Raw genomic sequence first — 16574 nt, forward strand, 5'->3', positions numbered from 1 at the left:
GATAAAAGTAAATATGGCTCTTACTAATTCTATTAAGCCCGTCGTTATATCAGGTAAAGAAGTTCTACCAATAATTGAAGGTGGTAAGGGTATTGGTGTAAGCAACGGTTTAACTTCGGGTGCCTTTGCTGCTGCTGGTGCTGTCGGTACATTTTCAGGTGTTAATCCTGACACTTATGATGAAAATGGAAATATTATTCCTGTGGTTTATAAAGGTAGGACTCGTAAAGAAAGACACGAAGAATTAGTACAAATGGGTATTGAAGGTGGAATTACCCAAGCTAAAATTGCTCATGAAATGTCAAATGGACAAGGAAGAGTTCATATGAATGTTTTATGGGAAATGGGTGGCGCTGAGCGTATTTTACAGGGTGTACTTGAAAATACAAAAGGTTTGGTTCATGGAATAACTTGTGGTGCAGGAATGCCATACAAACTTGCTGAAATTGCAGAAACTTATAATGTTTATTATTATCCAATTGTTTCTTCAATGCGTGCTTTTAGAGCGCTTTGGAAACGTTCTTATCACAAAGCTCCACACTTAATTGGTGGTGTTGTATATGAAGATCCATGGCTTGCAGGCGGTCATAATGGATTATCAAATTCAGAAGATCCTGAAGTGCCAGAAAACCCATATCCAAGGGTTGCTGAAATTAGAAAATTCATGAATGAAGTTGGCCTTCAAGAAGTGCCAATTATAATGGCTGGTGGCGTTTGGTTTTTAAGAGATTGGAACGATTGGTTAGATAATCCTGAAATAGGAAAAGTTGCTTTCCAATATGGTACAAGACCTCTTTTAACTACTGAAAGCCCAGTATCTCTTGCTTGGAAAAGAAAGTTAGTTACTCTTAAAAAAGGCGATGTTTTCTTAAATAGATTTAGCCCTACAGGTTTTTATTCATCTGCAGTGAGAAATCAATTTATTGATGAACTAGATGCTAGAAATAAAAGACAAATAGAATATAGAACAAAACCTGAAGGTGAATTTACTGCTGTATTAAATATTGGTGCTCGTGGCAGAGCGGTTTATCTTAAAGAAAATGATTTAGAAAAAGCTAAAGGTTGGATTAATCAAGGCTTCGCTGAAGCAATGAGAACACCGGATGAAACTTTAATTTTTGTAACTTACGAAAAAGAACAAGAAATTGTGAAAGATCAAATAGATTGTATGGGCTGTTTAAGTGCATGCAAATTTAGTAACTGGCTTGATCATGATGAATATAATACGGGTAAAAAAGCTGATCCAAGAAGTTTTTGTATTCAAAAAACATTACAAACTATTATTCATGGTGATGACATAGATAATCAACTTATGTTCTCAGGGCATAATGCTTATAAATTTGGTCAAGATCCATTTTATGCAAATGGTTTTATTCCTACAGTGAAACAATTAGTGGAAAGAATAATGTTAGGTGATTAATTTATTACTTATTTAAATTAATCTTTCTATCAAATTTTAAGATGATAAATGTTGTTAAAGCTGAAACTATTGATGCTAAAATAACGCCTAATTTCATTTGATTGATTAAGGGTTCCGAGCTAAAAGCTTGTAATCCTATGAATAAACTTAACGTAAAACCCATGCCTCCTGCGACTGATAAGGCAAAATACTGTAAATAATTTGTATCATCTGGTAAATTGCATATTTTCATTTTTATAAGGGCATAAGATGATAAGTAAATTCCTAATGATTTACCTATAATTAATCCTACAAATATTCCTAAAGTAATTGTTGAAAAGAAATCATTTAATGAAAGTTCTTTTAAAGGTAATTCGGAATTTACAAACGCAAATAAAGGTAAAACAAAATAAGCTACAAATTTATGAAACGACATTTCCATTTCTTTAACCAAATATACTTTAGATTCGCCTTTTTCTTTTATTACTGTAGGAATTAAAAGAGCTGTAACAATTCCGGCGATGGTTCCATGCACTCCTGCTTTAATAGTTAGAAACCATAAAATAATACCTGAAATATAATATAAAGATTTCTCTGTAACTTTAAAGTAAGCTAATAATAATATGAATGAGATTGGAAAAATTGTATAAATAAGCGGTAAGAAGTTTAGATTAGGTGTAAAAAATAAAGCTAAAGTTATAACAGCTAATACATCATCAATTATTGATAATCCGATTATAAATACTTTAGCGCTATTAGAAATTCTATCTTTAAAAAGTGTTAGAATTGCAAGTACAAAAGCTGTGTCTGTAGCAATTGGAACTGCCCACCCTTTAATAGTTTCTTGATCTTTATAATTAAAAAGTAAATACAAACCTACAGGGAAAATAAATCCGCTAATAGCAGCAATAAATGGTAGAAGAAGAGTTTTTTTATCTTTAAACTCACCATCTGTTAGGTGATATTTCATTTCTAAACCTAAAAGGAAGAAAAATATGGCCATTAAACCATCATTAACCCATTTTAATAACGATTTACTTAAATTAAGTTCACCAACTTCTATAGAAATTTTTAAATCAATAAGTTCCTGATACAAAGGATATAGAGATGAGTTGCTAATTAAAAATGCACTAAGTAAGCTTATAAATAATAGTAAAGCTGAAAATGAATCGGCATTAATTTGTGCTTTAGTGAGTAATTTCATAAGTTACTTAATATAATTGAATTTTATTTAATTATAAAATTATATAAGATAAAAGTAAATAAATTAATAAACGGAACCTTAATTTTATAAGTTACTAAATGTTTGACAATGTATATGCTGGTTAATACTATATTAACTATTCCTTTTGTTAATGCATTTACACAGGAGAGAGTTATGTTAGTTAAATCTGAAATACTTATTGATAGAGCAATTGAACAAACTTTAATTGCTCCTAAAAAAGATGCTTTAGAATTTGTTAAAGGTTTGACTGGTAAAAATTATGAGAATTTGAAATCTCCAATGCATCAATTATTCTTAGCAATTTTAAAGGATGATATTGATAAAATTAAAGAACTTATTGAGGCAGATGCTAAATTAATTACAGAATACACTTTTTATCCAAGCGATATTCATCCTCTTCATATTGCCGCGGCTTGGGGAAGTTTAAAAGCTATTCAAGTTATTGTTGAAAAAGTACCTAATACATTAGGAAAAGTTGATAAAGAAAATAATTCATTAGTAAATTGGGCTATAACTTCAAATGATGAAAATATTGCTGTGTATTCAGTTATGTATCCGGAAGAATTTATTAACGGTCTTTTAGAAGAAACGAAAAACTTATTTTCCCAAAGAAAATTAGAAAAAATACAATATTTTATTGCCTCTGGTTTAAGAGTTCATTATCCCAATAAATCAAATGTTCATGGTATCCACCTAGCCATTTCTCAAAGCAATTTAGACGTATTAAAATATATGTTGGCAACTGAGGTTGTTATAACGAGCGCTCTATGCCAAAAAGCCTTTGAGCAAAAAGATATAAATGTTATTAAGTTGCTAGCAGCACATTTTTTCATGAAGCAAGTTAGTGCTTTACCTACTAAAGAGCATGAAAATAAATTTAATAAGCTAATATCAGATGATGTTACTTTTAATTCAATAATTAGATATATTTTTAAGGTAGAAGGATATCTTACTACTGACAATATTGGGAAACATATAAAAGAATTAAAAGAGATATATAATAGTTTTCTTGAAGAAACTAAGCAATTTAAAAAATTGGATACAGAAATGAAATATCTACCATTTATTCAAAGAATAAAATTCCTTAATAACTTTCCTAATATAGAAAATTTACCTGAAACCCTTCTTGAAAAATCTTCTGATATTGCTAATAAAGTAGAAAACTTAACGAGTGAATTTTCTGAATTGCAAAGTGGTTTTCGTTTAATGCTTGGAGAATCAGTGGTTAGAAAAAGAAGTTCAGTAGAAGTACCGTCTGCTAAAAAATAAAACGGATGGAAAGCTTACAAAATTAAGTGCTGATTTTGTATGATATTGACAATTACTAACGAATTAACTTATCTTTATTAGTTTAAGTGCTAGAAATTAATAATTTAATTTTTAGTGCTACTTTTTGGAGAGATTAATGTTGCAGCATCTAATAGATTCCCCTGAATTATTCAAACAAGGTATATTGTATTTAAATCAAGAAAATATAGAAAATGCATTAGATTGTTTTGAAAGTTTACTTAAGAAAAATCCTTTTGATGTAAAAGTTTTAGTTAGTAAAGGAATGGCTTTATATAAAAAAAATAATCCTAAGTTAAATGAAGAAATTCTAGAATGTTATAATCAAGCCTTAAAGCAAAATCCCTTTCATGTTAAAGGCCTTTATAATAAGGGAGTATTTTTGCTATTTGAATTAAATAAGAATGAAGAAGCGCAAGAATGTTTTGAAAAATTATTAAAACTTGAGAGTAAATATAAAGATATAACTACTTTATATCTTACAGAATCCTTATTTAAACAAGGGAAATACTACGCTGCACTTCAAACTATTGATGAATTAATCAAAACAATGCCTTTTGAGCCTTATGCTTGGCTATGTAAAGGAAGAATACATATAGGATTAAATGAATTTGATAAAGCTATTGAGAGTTTTAAAAAGGTAATAAAAATAGATTTTAGCAATATTAATTCCTGCTATGATAAGAAAAATATAATAGTAGATTTAAAAAAAGAGCAATCAATTAATTCAAAATCGTATTCTTTAATTAAAAATGCACGCTTAGTTGCATATACCGAGTTAAAAAATATTTATTTAAAATTAAATAACTTTCATAAAGTAGAAAATTATGAGGAGAAAATAAGAAATATTGATTTGGAAATAAGTGATTTGTTAAAAAAATTTAATTTAAAACAAACTAATTTATCAGAGCTTGAGCCTAAAGTTATACCAAAGGGAACTTGGCGAGTAATTACTGAAGAAAGGAAACATAGTAAAGCGCTAGAATTTGATGAACAAGTTAGAAAAACAATATAATATATTACTAAATTTAATTGAGGGTTCTCATGGAAAAGCGCGGTACAATATTACCATATAAAAATTTATTTCCAAAAATTGATACAAGTAGTTTTATAGCACCAGGCGCTTATATAATTGGTGATGTTACTATTGGTAAACAATGTGGTATTTGGTTTAATTCGGTTATTCGTGGGGATGTTAACCCTGTTACAATTGGTGATTTCACCAACATTCAAGATGGAACTGTAATTCATGTTACTAGAAAAACTGCTCCAACTCATATAGGTTCTTACGTCACAATTGGGCATAAAGCTTTACTACATGGTTGCACAGTTCAAGATTATGCTTTTATTGGTATGGGTTCAATAATTCTTGATAAAGCAATTATTGAATCATATGGAATGGTTGCAGCAGGTGCGGTTATCACTCCTGGAAAAGTAGTTAAGAAAGGAGAATTATGGGCTGGTAATCCAGGGAAGCTACTCCGTAACTTAACTGACGATGAAATGAAATTTTTTGAAACCTCAGCTGAAAATTACCGCCTTCATGTTGAAGAATATCTAGAAATATTAAATAACTTGTCTTAAAGCTTTCTAGTAGTTTGAATATCATTTATTCTACTATCATGAATAGTTCTTAAATCAAGTGAGGTTAAATTTAATGCTTGAGGTCGCACTGTAACTCGATACTCAGGCTCATAAATATTGCTTGAAATTAACGCTGCGAGATCAAAAATTATAGTGTCGGTTTTGTATGTTTTAAAATCTTCCAAGTAATTTTTACAAACTGATCTAGAATACTCGCTCAGCTTGTTTAGATCGCATATTACTCTTTCTAGATTTTCAATTAGAATTTTGGTGTTTACAGCAAAGTTATTCCATAACAAACTATATCCTTCAACTTTGAAAAAAGGGATTATTTGCAACTTCTTTTCATCTAAAGGAATGTTGATTAATAACTGAGAAACTTTTTCTTTTGTTCTAATACTTAAAAAACAACTCTTACTCATTTTATAAATTTTACCTTACTAAATTACTAATTTAATAATATTACGAGTATATTAAAAAATATGCAAAGGTAAAACAGCTTAAATTTCAATTTGTCCTGTAAATACAAATCCCGCATTGCCTATCATTTCGATTTCATTATTATACCAATTAATTTTTAGGTCTCCACCTTTCATCCGAATAATTAAATCATTTTTTAATAATTTATGTTTAATAGCGGAAACAGCTGTAGCGCAGGCGCCAGTGCCACACGCAAGTGTTATGCCAACTCCACGCTCGTAAGTTATAAGATCAACAGTTCTATCATTAATGATTTGGGCAAAATTTACGTTTACTCTTTCAGGAAATATTTTATGTGATTCAATTATTTTACCATAGTATTCAATATTAAATGTTTGTATATTCTCAACAAAAAATATTATGTGAGGATTTCCCACGTTCACATAAAATCCTTTTGGAAGATTAGGGATATCTTCAAAAATAATATATTCGTTATTTACTTCATTTGCTAAAGGAATTTGATTCCATTTAAATTTAGGTGCGGGAAGGGTGGATTTAATACTATTATCATTTTCTACATCAACTATAAATACATCATTTGCTTGGTTAATAATTTGTATGGTTTTTTTATTAAGTTGTGTTGCTAAAAGTTTTCCTACACACCTATTAGCGTTTCCGCAAGCAAGCGCTTTTGAACCATCCTGATTATATATTATCATTAAAACATCAGCGTCAGTTTTTGTAGGCTCTAATATAATTAATTGGTCACATCCAATTCCAAATTTACGATCGCAAATTTTTATTATTTGCTCGTAAGATAGATTTAATAATTTGGTGCGATTATCAATAATTACAAAATCATTACCAAGTCCTTGCATTTTATAAAAGTTAATCATCATTTTATCTTATAAATGTATATGTATTTTCATTAGACAGCTCTTTAGTATATTTATAATCTCTGCCGGTAAAGTTTAGCAAGTCTTTTGGAGTAGTAATACGATTTTTAATAATAAAATTAGCCATTGCACCTCGTGCCTTTTTAGCGTTAAGTCCTATAACTTTAAGTTGACCCTTATGATTATCCTTAAAAACAATATTAAAAACTTTAGCTTTTAGTGTGGTAAGGTTAATTACCTCAGAATATTCATTTGAAGCTAAATTAATAATATAATCATTACATTCCTTATTAAGATAAGTGGTTATTTTATCGCTCCAAAATTCATATAGGGTTTTTCCAATAATATTTTTAGTATTAATACCCATTTCTAATCTATAGGCATATATTAAATCTAAAGGTCTTAAAATACCGTATAAACCAGAAAGAATGCGTATCGAATTTTGCGCAAAGTTAAAATCATCTAATTTATAATTACTTATATCAATATCCGTATATACATCACCTTTATAAAAGCATAAAGATTGAAGAGTTTCTTTACTTTTACTTAAATCCTCAGGAAATGATTGAAAACGCTTGTAATTAAGTTCTGCTAGCTTATCACTAATATTCATTAATTCGCTAAGCTCTTGTTTTTTAAGTCTTTTAAAGTGTTCTACTAAATTTTTTAATTCATTTAAAAAGATAAGTTCAGTCTTAGGTAAAGAATCGTAAGATACTGAATTATCCATAGTTTTTGAGGGTGAAAGTAATGTAAACATATTTAATTAACATTTATTTAAATTATATTTTTCCCATAATAATCAACCTTTTAATAAAATTCTACTCTCTTTATTTAATATAAATGTTAATTATTTAATTAATTTATTAATTAATTGTTGACACTAGGTTAAAAATTGGTTAAACTACCCTCAGTGATTAATATATCAATAATAAAAAGGATTATTAAAATGGTTAAATTCCTTCCTAAATTGCCTGAGATAGAAGGGTCGAGGACAAAAAAAGCATTAGCGTATACTAGCTTATCTTTAGCTGGCATAGGTGTAGGCATTATAATGTTTTATTTACAAGGCGTTATAGCTGTAGCGCTAGCATTAGCGAAATCTTCAATGGTTTTAAGTTTTTTTAGCTCTGTAATAGGTAAAACTATTATTGGTTGGGGATTTGGTTTATCCAGCTTATTAGGTGGAGCTAAATTATTAATGAATTTCTTAAGCCCAAACATTCCAACAGATTTTTTTGGAATGGAAAACCAGTTACATGTTAAAAGAGAAAGGAAAAAAGATGTAGCGCAACATTTAGCTAAAAGCGTTGAGCGTAGTGAAGTAGATGAATCTAAGAAACAATCAGCAGCAGAAGCTACAGCTACAAAATCAAGTACAAGCTTGGTTGATGAATTTCTTAAAATGCAGAAAGATGGTCAGCTTTTAACGACTACAGCTAATGGCCTAAAGTCAGTTTCTGGTCCTGTAAATAATAATGTGCCGGCTAGCGTTGCAGACCAACCAAAGGTTCGTAAATGGGTACAAGAATTTATTGATAAGAAATTAAATGCTGCAAGTAATAATAACCGTCAAAATGTTGAAACAGATGCAGCAAAACAAGCTTCAACCTGGGCTAAAGAATTTGCCGCTGAAGAATGGGTGGATGAATTTTTAACTAATAAAGTTAATGAAGGTAAAATTGATCCTAATAATAAAAAATTAGGTGACAAACTTTATAATGCATATGAATTTATTAAAGCACATAATTTTAAAAATGATGCAAGATTTGTATGTGGACTTTTTGCTAAATGGTCTGGAAGTGCCGTGCAAGCTTTACAAATAAAAGGCGGTAACACGTTCCCAGAATTTGAAGAAGTTTATAATTATGAAGTTAAAAAGCTTGTTAAACAAGCTCAAGAAAATACTAATAAGCGTAATGGACTTGATGCTGAAGGTAAGGAAGTTACTACATTAATTAGTAAACTATAATACTTACTATTTATCATAATAAAAAAGGCCGTAAGTTAATTCTTACGGCCTTTTTTTTATTTAAAAATATTTTTAGTTTAATTATGTTTTTTAAAAGGATGGAAAAGAGCATGGAAAAATTTTCTAATGATAGATCTTTTAGGTTTATGCAAAACTACTGAGTCATTTGCAGCTTTTAAAGTAATAGATTCATCAGGGACAAAGAACCAAGTGCTAATTACTTCTGGTATTACTATTATTTTCATTTTTTTCATCGTCCTTTATATTTTTTGCAGATTCGATTTTCTCTTTTTGAGTAGTTAATTTTCTACGTTTCAAATTTTCTTTTAATTTTTCTGCAAGTCTATTTTTTCTTTCACTATTATTCATACTAACCAATTATAAGAATTTTTGCAAGTATTAAAAAAGCCCAAAAACCTATGCTATCGGTGAGAGCGGTTAAAAAAATTCCTGATGCAACTGCAGGGTCAATTTTTAATTTATTTAATGTGATCGGTGTTAAAGAACCGATTAATCCTGCTGTAAAAAAATTTGTAATAAGTGCCATACCAAATACAAGGCTTAATTCAGTATCATGATATAAAAAATATAACGCAAGGCATGCAAAAAATGCAATGAATAATCCGCTTGTAACACATGTTAGGATTTCTTTTATAATAATCCTAGAAGTATTAGCGCTTACAATATCTCTTAAAGCAATAGCGCGAATCATAACGGTTATTGTTTGTGTTCCTGCGTTACCACCCATTGAAGCAACCATTGGCATTACTGCGGCAAGTGCTACTAATTTATTTATTTCTCCTTCAAAATGCCTAATAACTTGAGAAGATAAAAAAGCAGTTGTAAGATTAACAAAAAGCCAAGGTAAGCGTTTTTTAGCAGCTTGGATAAATGGTAAATGAATATCGCTTTGGCTTACACCACCAAGTCTTAACATGTCTTCCTCTGTTTCTTCAGCGACTACTTCTACGATATCATCAATGGATATAACCCCTACCACTCTTCCTTCCTGATTAACTACCGGTGCAGAAGAAAGGTCATATTGATTAAATATATATGAAACTTCTTCCTGATCTGTATCAGTTTTAATAACTACTAATTCTTTATCTGTAATATTACTTATTAATGAGTGAGTCTCTGAACATAAAAGCTTACTTACATCAATTGAACCTAATGGTTTATGTTTAAGATCAAGTACGTACACTTCATAAAATCTATCATAATCACGGTAGTTTTTACGAAGATAATCCAAAGTCTGTGATACAGTCCAATATTCCATGACAGTTATCATATTTTGCTGCATCAAACGACCAGCACTATGTTCAGGATATGATAATCTTTCTTCAATAGCTGAAACTTTTGTTTTAGGCAAATATTCAAAAATTTCTTTTTGGGTTGTTTCGTCTAATGCCTCAAGTACATATATTACATCATCTAATTCAAGGCTTGAAATTATATTAGCTGTCTTTTCATAACCAATATGCTCTATAATAATATGTCTCAAGTTATTATCTATACATACAAGTACATTAGGATCAAAGTCATCGCTTGTTAAATCAATAAATTTATTTCGATGCTCAGGAGAGGTAACAGAAATATAATCAGCAATATCTGCGCTATGAAGTCTTTTAATTTCCTTGTAAAATTCTTCAATTTTATTTTCTTCAAGTAAATTATCGATTTTTTCATGCGTCTCAAGGGTGAGGCCATAAATAAAGCCTCGATAGTCTTTGTGTTCTGAATTTGAGACCATCTATACCCCAAGTTTAGTTGATTAAGTTTTGTGGTGCGGTCGAGAAGACTCGAACTTCCACTCTGTTAGGAACAACGACCTCAACGTTGCGCGTCTACCAGTTCCGCCACGACCGCATAAATTCGCTTTAAGAATAGAAAGGAATTGACTTAAACTCAAGTAAATTTATTGTACACTTAACAGAAAATTTAAAATAAGCAAGAAATAATTTTGAAAAGTTAGAAATATCAAAATAATAATATAAAAGTTTAATAGTTAATTAACCTGTAAAAAAGTATTTTTTATGACAAAAGATATTGAATGGATCGTATCTAATAGTATAGAGCCTTATATAGACTCCATAAATAAAATGGAAAACTGGGTTTTAGATATAAAAGAAGGTAATGGTAAGGAAAAAATATGGCTTCTAGAACATGATGATATATTTACTCTGGGTACTAGCGGTAATGAGAGTGAAGTTATAAATAATGGTAATATAAAAATAGTTCAAACAGGAAGAGGTGGTAAGGTTACTTATCATGGCCCTGGACAAAGAGTTATATATATAATGTTAAATTTAAAAAAGCGTATGCGTGAATTTGATATTAGAAAATATGTTTATCTCCTTGAATGTTGGATTATTGATAGTTTAAAAGAAATTGGAATTAATGGAGAAGTTAGAGAAGGTAGAATAGGTATATGGGTAAAAACCCCGGGTAAAAATTTACCTTTTGAAGAAGCGAAAATTGCTGCAATTGGTATAAGAGTAAAACAAGGGATCTCTTATCATGGAGTTGCAATTAATATTCATCCTGATTTAAATAAATTTAAACAGATAATACCATGTGGTTTAAAAGAATTTGGTGTGACTTCTTTAAGTGATCTAAATAAAAAAATTACAATGTTAGATTTCGACAAAATTTTAAAAAATAAATTTGAAAATTTTATTCAGCAAATTTCTTCATAATAATAGTCATTTTTGTTATTCATTCTTTTAAGCGGTATATGTTTTCGATATATTTGCAATTATATTTTATAAAAAAAATATTTATAAAATTGAAAAAAATTATAAAATGAAGAATATGCTAATATATATTTTGAAAACATAAATTTTGTTAAATAATTGAAGCATAAAAGTCATATAAATTTTATAATATATACACTTAAAATACAATTAAGTTACTATATATTAATCTTGTTAAATAACGTTAGAAGATTTACCTTTTGTTAAAAAATCAATATGTTAAGAGCTTTTAAGGTCCTTTGTGTGTCAATCAATTTATTTGAAAAAAAAATAAAAAAGATTATTTACGTCACCTTTTTTTTTGTTGATTATATCCCATTAGTCATTAACAAAAATTTTGGAAGTTATGTTTGCAAGTAATAAAAATTCTGATCCAAACATGCAGGTAAAAGAAACATTACCTGAAGAGACATATGAGATATTACAACACGATAAAGACGCATATTTAATAGATGTTAGAACTGATTATGAATGGGAGAATGTAGGTCATCCTGATCTTACAAAAGCTAAAAACAACTTAGTAAAACTTTCTTGGCGTACATTGCCACAAATGGTAGTTAACACTAAATTTTCAGAAGAATTAGAACAAATTGTTTCAAATAAAGATTCAAAGTTATTTTTCATTTGCCGCGCTGGCGGTAGATCATATGAAGCTGCTACAGCTGCTATAAAAAGTGGATTTTTAAATTCATATAATGTTATTGGCGGCTTCGAAGGTCACGGTGAAGATAGCGGATGGAAATTTTCAAATCTACCATGGAGAAAGTAATGTCGACGGCCATTGATCAAAATTTTGAGGCTGATACAGAAAATAAGAACTATCAATGGGCGTTAGTTAAGAAGTCTCTTAACGAATTACTAGGCGATAATATCTATTATAATTGGCTTAATGATTTACAACTTGAATATGTAGCTAATGGACAAGTTTTACTTAAAGCCCCTTCAAGGTTTGTAAGAGAGTGGGTTATTAATAATTATTTACATCCAATTAGAAATGTATGGCAGCAATTTGATCAAAGTATTATTTGGGTTAATATATATTATGATCATACAACTTCTTCACCAGTTTCACAAAATCCTATAACTGAGATGAATGTTGCTCCAGCAGCTCCAATTATGCACGAAGCAAGTGTAAGTAGTTTTATTAATAATATTAATAATCCGGTATATGACCAAGCTTCACAAAACTTAGGAGCTGTTTATTGTAATAGTGATAGCTTTGTAGGACAAAATTTTAATAACTTTAATAATCAGCCATTAAATCAACAACTTAATAATATAAGACTAAATACGCAGTCTTTTAATTATCCTCAAGGAATGCAGGTTAATAATAGTTTCACACAAATAAATGAAACTCCAACAGATATTTTCGCTAATAATAATGATCCAAGGTCATTCCTAGATCCAAGATTTACATTTGAAAGTTTTGTAACTGGTAGTAGTAATGAATTTGCATTCAGAGCGGCAAGAGCGGTAGCTGGCAATAAAAATAGTAATTTTGAATTTAACCCATTATTTTTATATAGCCCAGTTGGTCATGGCAAAACTCATTTGATGCATGCTATTGCTTGGGAAATTACCAGACAATTTCCAGAACAAAAATTATGTTACCTTTCTGCGGAAAAATTTATGTTCCAATTTGTGAAATCACTTAAAAATAAAGATATGATTTCCTTTAAAGAACAATTCCGCTCAGTAGATGTTTTGATGATTGATGATCTACAATTTATTTGTGGAAAAGAATCAACTCAAGAAGAATTTTTCCATACATTTAATGCTTTGATTGATGGTAATAGAAAGATTATTTTAGCATGCGATCGTTCCCCAAATGAACTTGAAGGTTTAGATAATAGATTTAAATCTCGTTTAGGTTGTGGTTTAGTGGCTGATATTAATTTTAGCGATTACGAATTAAGATTACAAATTTTATCAATGAAAGCTAAAATGCTCAACTTGGTAATTGAGAATAATGTACTTGATTTTCTAGCAACTAAAATTACTACTAATATTAGAGAGCTAGAAGGTGCATTAAACAAATTAGTGGCTTATTCTACACTTATGAATAAGAAAATAAACCTTGATGTTGTTAACGTAGTGCTTAAAGATCTTTTAAGGACTAGTAGTAAAAGTATTACCGTTGAACTTATTCAACAAAAAGTAGCTGATTACTATAAACTTACCGTTACAAATATTTTATCCTCCTCAAGAGAAAGAAAACTTGCTCGTCCAAGACAACTTGCGATGTTCCTTTGTAAAAAACATACATTAGCTAGTTTATTAGATATAGGCCGTAGATTTGGTGGTAGAGATCATACCACTGTTATGCATGCTATTAAACAAATGGAAACTTTGCTTGTCGAAGACAATGAACTTATGAATGATGTTGCAGCAATTGAAAGATCAATTCTAGGTTAAGTAAGTTTTTTAATATTAATTAAATGAGGTGGATAATGAATATCAACTATGTTTCGCGTTATCAATATAAAACTATTTTTGATAATTCTGCAAATATTGTAAATAAATATAATGGTACAACAGAAATAGTTTTAGATTCGGATAAAAATGTAATTGTACAGCTACTCTCTGGGCCAAATGAGGACGAAAGTGCAGAGGTAAAACTTACAAGTGATAATTTTTCTGATCATTTAGAATTTTTAGCGAATAATCCTAATGAAATGCATATATTAGGTTCTGGTGAAAATAATAAATATAAATATGCCATGGTTTATGATGTAGATACATATTCACCGACCTACATTAAAAATGTAATTACAGATATTTATGATTCACTAAAAACTTATGAATATAACGGTACTTCTATTGCGCCTTTAACATGCACAAGCACAGTAGAAGATGTATATTCAATGGAATATGTGAATAAATAAATATCTAAATAAATATTTTGCTAATAAAAGTAATAAATATATAATATAGATTACTAAAACTTTTTTGAAATAAATTTTGATATTTTAATCTTTTTTAAACTTAAATGGTAATTGCTTATGAGTGATACAGAAACTTTATTAACACTAGGAAATGTAGCGGAAAAAGGAAGTGATAGTGACTTAACTGTTTCGGCTTCTAATCAACAATCTTATGAAATCAATGTAAGATTTAAAGTTGCAGATATTCATAAAACAATGTCTAAAATTAAAGGTGTTGTTGAAAGAAAAGCTACAATTCCGGTATTAAAAAACGTTCTTATTAGAATTACCAATTTTTCTCAAGCTGAATTAATAGTTTCTGATATGGATTTAATGGCTTCAGTTGTAGTAAATGCTGAAAGTGATGCAAAAGTTGGAAATACTAAAGCTACTGTAAATGATTTAAAAGAAATAGGTGTTATTACGGTACCTGCATTAACATTCTATGAAATTTTAAGCGCTTTAAATAAAGACAGTGATGTAGTAATTACTAAGAAATGCGCTAACGAGAATGGACAAAGCAAAATTACTTATGATATTACTTCTGACAGTTATTCAATTAATATACCATATGTAGATGTTGATAATTTTCCATTTGTAAACCTTGATGAATATGATGCGGAATTTGAAATAAATGCAAGTTTACTTGAAAATGTTTTAAATAAAACTTCATTCGCAATTTCAAATGATGAAACTAAATTCTTTTTAAATGGTATTTATTTGCATCAGAAAAGTGAAGCTGAATCAAATGTATTGTGTTTTGTAAGTACTGACTTACATAGACTTGCAAAAAGTGAAGTTATTTTAGCTGATAAATTAAGTCCTTTTAAAGGAATTATTATTCCAAGAAAAGCTATTAGTGAGCTTACAGGTTTATTAGAAAAATCAATTGGAATGGTAAATGTTAAGATTTCAAAAACAAAAGTAAGTTTTAAATTTGATACTTCTATTTTAGTTACAAAACTTATTGATGGTGAATTTCCTGAGTATCAAAATGCTATTCCAAGTATTGAATCAAGCGAAGTTAAGGTGAATATTAATAAAGCTAAATTAGTAAATGCCGTAAATCTTATTTCAATTGTTGCTCCTGAAAAAACCCAGAGTATTAAATTTTCTTTAGTAGCTAATGATCAAATTTCACTAGTAGATTTAAATGGTGAAGAAGAAGGTGAAAAAAAAGGTAAGAAAAAGGCTAAATCAGAAGATGAAGCAACAAGAGATACTTCCGATTCTGAAAATGGTACATTTTTAGTTAGCACAAGTTCAGAAAATAGTGCAAAGGCAGAGCAGGCGATTGCAATGAATTTTGAACCTCAAGATAAAAATCTTGAGATTAACTTTAATGCTAAATATGTACTTGAAGTATTAAAAGTTGTTGAAAGCGACAAAGTTGACTTATATTTTAAAGATTCATTTTCAGCAGTGTTAGTTAAAGATCAGAAAGATAGCGACTCACTATATATTATAATGCCTACACGCGGCTAATTTTAAAAGAAAGGGGTAGGAAACTACCTCTTTCAGCGCAATTTTCCTTTTTATTTTCACTTTAGTAAAAATATTTAAATTCAGTAAACAAATTCTTAAAAAAGTTGATTATGTCTTGATTTGTTTACCTGAGTAAAATATACTCTTATATTAACACGAGGTGATTTCTTTATTTTAAATTTTCACCTATTTGGTTAGTACACTTGGAAGTACTACTGTTTTAGTAATATTTACAAGGAGGTTGAATGATGCAATATTTTTTACTAGGCCTTGCAATCGTTGTTAATTTATTAGGTAATGTTTTTGCTAAATTAGGAGCAGATTTTAAAGGCGGTGGTAAACTTGGGGCTTTAGGAAATCCTTATTTAATTTTATGTCTTTGCTGTGCTGCTATCAGCTTATATTTTTTCACAAAATCTTTAGAAAAATTACCCTTACATATTGCTCAGCCTGTTCTTGCAATAGTTAGTATTGTAGGTGTTGCTTTTACTTCTACAATTTTTTTTAAAGCACACATGACCCCTATGCAAATTGCAGGTATATTAACAGCTGTAGTGTCCATATTTTTAATTACAGCACCTGCTTAATTAAAATTTGCTACCTATGATTTTATACATCATCATTTT

Annotated in this window: 18 protein-coding genes and 1 tRNA gene; 11 read left to right on the forward strand and 8 right to left on the reverse strand. The window is 29.2% G+C overall.

Annotated features, from left to right (window positions below):
- Positions 1–13 precede the first annotated feature (13 nt).
- Entirely contained in the window at positions 14–1420 is a 1407-nt protein-coding gene (locus J0H68_02395; GenBank protein MBN8827537.1) for a nitronate monooxygenase, read from the forward strand.
- A 4-nt stretch (positions 1421–1424) separates the two neighbouring features.
- Here J0H68_02395 and nhaA read toward each other — a convergent pair whose 3' ends face one another.
- Complete coding sequence (nhaA, locus tag J0H68_02400; protein ID MBN8827538.1) at positions 1425–2603, reverse strand: Na+/H+ antiporter NhaA; 1179 nt, start codon at positions 2601–2603, stop codon at positions 1425–1427.
- 174 nt (positions 2604–2777) lie between these two features.
- Here nhaA and J0H68_02405 point away from each other — a divergent pair, with 174 nt between their 5' ends.
- The 3 genes from J0H68_02405 to J0H68_02415 all read left to right on the forward strand — a co-directional run bounded on the left by J0H68_02405 (position 2778) and on the right by J0H68_02415 (position 5495).
- Positions 2778–3893 carry a hypothetical protein gene (locus J0H68_02405; protein MBN8827539.1) on the forward strand — a complete coding sequence of 372 codons (1116 nt, stop codon included), beginning with the start codon at positions 2778–2780 and terminating at the stop codon, positions 3891–3893.
- A gap of 136 nt (positions 3894–4029) precedes the next feature.
- On the forward strand, positions 4030–4926 hold the full coding sequence (locus tag J0H68_02410) for a tetratricopeptide repeat protein (protein MBN8827540.1): 897 nt from the start codon (positions 4030–4032) through the stop codon (positions 4924–4926).
- Positions 4927–4955: 29 nt separating this feature from the next.
- Complete coding sequence (locus tag J0H68_02415; protein MBN8827541.1) at positions 4956–5495, forward strand: gamma carbonic anhydrase family protein; 540 nt, start codon at positions 4956–4958, stop codon at positions 5493–5495.
- On the opposite strand, the gene J0H68_02420 is transcribed toward J0H68_02415, so the two are convergent.
- The 3 genes from J0H68_02420 to J0H68_02430 all read right to left on the reverse strand — a co-directional run bounded on the left by J0H68_02420 (position 5492) and on the right by J0H68_02430 (position 7571).
- Positions 5492–5917 (reverse strand): hypothetical protein, encoded by a 426-nt coding sequence (locus tag J0H68_02420; GenBank protein MBN8827542.1) that lies wholly within the window; start codon positions 5915–5917, stop codon positions 5492–5494. The two genes, J0H68_02415 and J0H68_02420, sit on opposite strands and share 4 nt — an antisense overlap.
- A 78-nt stretch (positions 5918–5995) precedes the next feature.
- Positions 5996–6814: a diaminopimelate epimerase gene (locus tag J0H68_02425; GenBank protein MBN8827543.1), complete on the reverse strand. Its 819-nt coding sequence runs from the start codon at positions 6812–6814 to the stop codon at positions 5996–5998.
- A 1-nt stretch (position 6815) separates the two neighbouring features.
- Complete coding sequence (locus J0H68_02430) at positions 6816–7571, reverse strand: YaaA family protein (GenBank protein ID MBN8827544.1); 756 nt, start codon at positions 7569–7571, stop codon at positions 6816–6818.
- Positions 7572–7760: 189 nt separating this feature from the next.
- Here J0H68_02430 and J0H68_02435 point away from each other — a divergent pair, with 189 nt between their 5' ends.
- Entirely contained in the window at positions 7761–8783 is a 1023-nt protein-coding gene (locus J0H68_02435; protein ID MBN8827545.1) for a hypothetical protein, read from the forward strand.
- Between the two features lie 77 nt (positions 8784–8860).
- Here J0H68_02435 and J0H68_02440 read toward each other — a convergent pair whose 3' ends face one another.
- From J0H68_02440 to J0H68_02455, 4 genes are all read right to left on the reverse strand, one after another.
- The gene (locus J0H68_02440) at positions 8861–9028 is read right to left on the reverse strand and encodes a hypothetical protein (GenBank protein ID MBN8827546.1); all 168 of its coding nucleotides are present in this window, start codon (positions 9026–9028) and stop codon (positions 8861–8863) included.
- On the reverse strand, positions 8997–9152 hold the full coding sequence (locus J0H68_02445) for a hypothetical protein (protein MBN8827547.1): 156 nt from the start codon (positions 9150–9152) through the stop codon (positions 8997–8999). Before J0H68_02445 ends, J0H68_02440 begins: the two co-directional genes overlap by 32 nt.
- Before the next feature lies 1 nt (position 9153).
- Positions 9154–10536 carry a magnesium transporter gene (gene mgtE / locus J0H68_02450; protein MBN8827548.1) on the reverse strand — a complete coding sequence of 461 codons (1383 nt, stop codon included), beginning with the start codon at positions 10534–10536 and terminating at the stop codon, positions 9154–9156.
- A gap of 31 nt (positions 10537–10567) precedes the next feature.
- Positions 10568–10652 (reverse strand) — tRNA-Leu (locus tag J0H68_02455).
- Positions 10653–10819: 167 nt separating this feature from the next.
- Here J0H68_02455 and lipB point away from each other — a divergent pair.
- From lipB to J0H68_02485, 6 genes are all read left to right on the forward strand, one after another.
- Entirely contained in the window at positions 10820–11482 is a 663-nt protein-coding gene (gene lipB, locus J0H68_02460; protein ID MBN8827549.1) for a lipoyl(octanoyl) transferase LipB, read from the forward strand.
- 403 nt (positions 11483–11885) lie between these two features.
- On the forward strand, positions 11886–12308 hold the full coding sequence (locus J0H68_02465) for a rhodanese-like domain-containing protein (GenBank protein ID MBN8827550.1): 423 nt from the start codon (positions 11886–11888) through the stop codon (positions 12306–12308).
- Positions 12308–13954, forward strand: a complete 1647-nt coding sequence (dnaA, locus tag J0H68_02470) for a chromosomal replication initiator protein DnaA (protein MBN8827551.1) — start codon at positions 12308–12310, stop codon at positions 13952–13954. Before J0H68_02465 ends, dnaA begins: the two co-directional genes overlap by 1 nt.
- 35 nt (positions 13955–13989) lie before the next feature.
- A complete protein-coding gene (locus tag J0H68_02475) occupies positions 13990–14424 on the forward strand; it encodes a hypothetical protein (GenBank protein MBN8827552.1) in 435 nt (144 codons plus the stop codon).
- Between the two features lie 117 nt (positions 14425–14541).
- Positions 14542–15948, forward strand: a complete 1407-nt coding sequence (gene dnaN, locus J0H68_02480) for a DNA polymerase III subunit beta (protein ID MBN8827553.1) — start codon at positions 14542–14544, stop codon at positions 15946–15948.
- Between the two features lie 245 nt (positions 15949–16193).
- Positions 16194–16535, forward strand: a complete 342-nt coding sequence (locus J0H68_02485; GenBank protein MBN8827554.1) for a hypothetical protein — start codon at positions 16194–16196, stop codon at positions 16533–16535.
- Positions 16536–16574 lie beyond the last annotated feature (39 nt).

The sequence above is a fragment of the Sphingobacteriia bacterium genome (genome assembly GCA_017304685.1).
GTDB lineage: Bacteria > Pseudomonadota > Alphaproteobacteria > Rickettsiales > 33-17 > JAFKLR01.